Below are 3,419 nucleotides of genomic sequence, written 5' to 3' on the forward strand. Positions count from 1 at the left end.
CCCCCGGACCACATCGGACAGCATGGTGCTCCCGATTCTTGCCTCCAACCTTGTCAGCGCCGTTTCCTCATTGCCTGATTTCATGTCGGCGATGGTGATTTCCAGCTCCTGCCGGAAACTTTCGCCCGCATTTTTTTGATAGGAATTCAAAATGGACAGCACATCGCGAGAAACCTTTAGCTCCTGGGAAACGGTAGAAACAAACCTCGGCAGCTCATATTCAATCCTTTCCCGTTTCTGCCTCACAATTTCGTCGGCCCCATGCTGCTCTCTGAAAAAGACCGCCACCGCCAGAAACAGAATGACAGGGCACAAAATCGGGAAGATGGGCAGCAGGGGGAAAATCAAAAGCGCTATCAGTCCCGACTTTACCCAGGCCCTGGCGATATAGGTTTCAGGGGTCAGCTTCATCCCTGCGGATTTCAAAGCGGCCTCCAGCTTGCGGCGCTTGTAGCCGTCCAGCCTGATAAGCCCGGAAAACCTGGATGAAAGCTCAAAGACGACTGTTTCAAGGTTCATGGTCTGCTTTTTATCCTGCCTTGCCACCGTCAAGACCGCCTTTGTCATTGCAAGGGTCGGCAGCTTCAATACATCGGCAAGGACAAGATACGCCCCTGCCGCGAAGAACAGGACGAAGAAAAATAGAATGGCATACAAGGGTTTCACCTCATTTCAGAATTTTATTATCGCTTATATTCAACCGGCTTTGTCAGCCGGATCACCGCGGCCAGGGACACGAAGATCACCGCGCCGCAGACCGCCAGGATCGCCTTGCCGAAGGACGTGTCCACCAGCGCGGAGTACCAGTCCTTGTTGAGAAAATAGATTAACGGTATGTTGCCGACCAGTAGCAGCGCCATCGTGATAAACTCCTTTAAGGGCTCATACATCAGATAATCCAGCTCCGCCGATACCACCCGCACGTCTGACAGCTTGGAAATTATGGGGATCAGGGTGGTTTTCAGGGTTTTATCCTCCTGGCAGGCGGTCATGGCGTCCAGCCACTCATGGAACACATCGTTGTTCAGCCGGGGCTTCATGGCTTGAAGGGCCTGCTTCACATTGACGTTGATCAATTTGGTGTCGGCGAGAAAGCCCTGGAAAACGTCCGCGACAGGCGGGTTCAAATAGCTGAGGTTTTCCTCCACCGCTGTGATGACGCTCTCATTTCGGATATAGGAGGTGGTAATAATCGACAGTGCCGTTTCAAGCTCGGCGTTCATCTGCTTTTTGTAGGAATGGGACGTGAACAGGATGTACCAGAAAGGCAGCAGCGCCATCCCCAACGCCGCCACGGGCACCATAAAGAAATTTTCCATCAGCAGGGAAACCAACACGCCAACCACAAGCAGAAAAAAGGAAAGAGCGCACAACGCTCCAAATTTTGCGCTTTTGCCTGTGAGCGCCAGCACTTCTTTGGTTTCTTGGATGGTCTTACGAATGCCCCGTGCCTGCCTGGGGAATTTTGCTTCCTCAATCTGCTTTCCAATGGGTTTTTTCCGGCTTTGCAGCGGCCTGATGATGCTTTCGGCAAACTCAAAGGGGGAAAGCCTCAGAAGCAGGAAGCTTCCGGCAATCAAACAGCTGAACGCCAGCATAATGAGAAATGTCATGCAGCATCTTCTCCTTTCGTGATTTTGTTCAGCAGGCTCACCGGCATACCGTTTTCCAGCAGCCTTTTCTGCAAACTCTCGGACAGGGTGTTCACCCTCTGGAATTCCCCGCAGACGCTTACCTTACCGTCCACCACCTCATTTTCCAAAACATGAAAGCGGAAAAGAGTATGAATCCTTCGCTCTCCGTCCGGCAAAATCTGACACTCGGTTATTTCCATGATTTTGCGGCTGTTGTCCTCCAGCTTTTTGACAAAGAGTATGAGCGGAAACGCCTCGGTGACAAGGTTGTATAGCGTCCGATCGCCCAGGTCGTATTTTTGCGTGCAGAGCGTCACCATGCGGTAGTAGGTGGCATTGCAGCTATTGGCGTGGGTAGTGGTAATGACGGCGTGGCCCGTCCGGGCCGCCTCCTGCGCCGCAAACGCTTCGGCTGATTTCATTTCGCCCACGCACACCACATCGGGGTTGCAGGTCAGGGCGTACTCCAGCAGCTTTTCCTGGTCGATATTCTGTTTTTTGTCCTCGGAATACCGGGTGACGGTATGCACCACGTTATTGACCACATTGCCGTTTTCGTCCTCTTTAACAAGGTCGAATTCACGGCAGCTGTTTTCAATCGTAAACACACGCTTATCATCGGGAATGGTGGACAAAAGCCAGCTCATCAGCGTGGTTTTTCCGCTGCCCGTGGAGCCGGTGACGCACATGGAAAGTCCGTACCGCAGGCAGACGCTTAAAAAGTCCAGCATTTCGGCGGTGGAGGTCCCATTGCGGATAAAGTCCTCCCGCGCCAGTTTCTGCGGGTTGACAATCCGGATGGAAGCCGCAACCCCCTTGCCATGGTCGGTCAGCGGGTTGCCCAGGACGGTGATGCGGATTTTATTGCTCAAATGCCCCACGACGGCAGGCTGCGCATGGTCCAGAATCATGCCGGATTTATGCAGCAGGCGCCGCACCACATCAACGGCATGTTCGGGGCTGTTGAATTTTTCATCGGAGGGAACCACCCTGCCGTCGGCATAGGTGATTTTTACGTCCTTCCAGGAATTGATGTTAATTTCCTCAATATTGGTGGCAAAAAGGTAGGGGGTCAAAAACGAAAACTCTGCCATTTCACTGTAGAGCCTTTCCACAAGCTCATCCGGCGTCACGCCCTCCACACCCAGGCTGTAATCGGTCAGGTACTTGGAGATATAGGCGGTGATCTGCTGTTTTTGCTCTGCCGGATTGCCCGTAATAACGGTGGCATACTTGCCGGAGATGTATTCCTGCACCTCCTGCAGTACCTCAGAAAACTGCTTTTGGTGCTTTGCTGTGTTGAAAAAAAGGCCGATATTCTTAGCCATTTCCAAACACCCCCTCTGCGATTTCCCGGATGACGGGCTCATACGCTTTTGCGTCTTTGCCGGAAAGACCGTCCAGCAGGGCAAGGGAATAAAACTGTTCCTCGATGGCGTCCACATGGGGCAGTTTGTAGGAAACGCCGCCGTAGGCGTTTTCGTAGCCGCCCGAATCCTGCCGGGGCTTTACATTGGACAGCACCCTGATGTGCTTCTCCGGTTTGAAGCGGCGGTCGGCAATGAGGGGCAGGCAGGACATGAAGTAGGACACGCCTTTTAAATCGCAGCTTCCCAGCCGCAGTACCGCGTCGGCCACCTCCAGGGCCGCCGTGGACAGAATGCTGTCGGTGAGGCTGCTTGCGCAGTCCACCACCACACAGTCGGCAATATGGCGCAGCAGCACCAGCAGGTCCACCGCGCGTTCCTTCGCATAGTCCGCGTAGGTAAAGACATTTTCTCCCGC

The 3,419-nt window shown here is 53.5% G+C and carries 3 protein-coding genes and 1 pseudogene; all 4 read right to left on the reverse strand.

The window, feature by feature from the left end:
* Positions 1–666 (reverse strand): secretion protein F (locus DSOL_RS25700; RefSeq protein WP_235839011.1); only part of this gene is annotated, 666 nt, incomplete at its 3' end.
* A 17-nt stretch (positions 667–683) separates the two neighbouring features.
* Positions 684–1,613, reverse strand: coding sequence for a type II secretion system F family protein (locus DSOL_RS25705; protein ID WP_075367543.1), 930 nt, complete (start codon positions 1,611–1,613; stop codon positions 684–686).
* Complete coding sequence (locus DSOL_RS25710; protein WP_075367544.1) at positions 1,610–2,962, reverse strand: ATPase, T2SS/T4P/T4SS family; 1,353 nt, start codon at positions 2,960–2,962, stop codon at positions 1,610–1,612. Before DSOL_RS25710 ends, DSOL_RS25705 begins: the two co-directional genes overlap by 4 nt.
* A pseudogene (locus DSOL_RS25715) lies at positions 2,955–3,419 on the reverse strand (ParA family protein); the annotation flags it as partial. The gene DSOL_RS25710 and the pseudogene DSOL_RS25715, both read right to left, overlap by 8 nt.

This window comes from Desulfosporosinus metallidurans, from assembly GCF_001936615.1.
Lineage (GTDB): Bacteria > Bacillota > Desulfitobacteriia > Desulfitobacteriales > Desulfitobacteriaceae > Desulfosporosinus > Desulfosporosinus metallidurans.

Bases quoted from the DNA above. Each gene is read 5' to 3' on its own strand.
- DSOL_RS25705 (WP_075367543.1), bottom strand. From the start codon at position 1,613: ATGACATTTCTCATTATGCTGGCGTTCAGCTGTTTGATTGCCGGAAGC.
- DSOL_RS25710 (WP_075367544.1), bottom strand. From the start codon at position 2,962: ATGGCTAAGAATATCGGCCTTTTTTTCAACACAGCAAAGCACCAAAAG.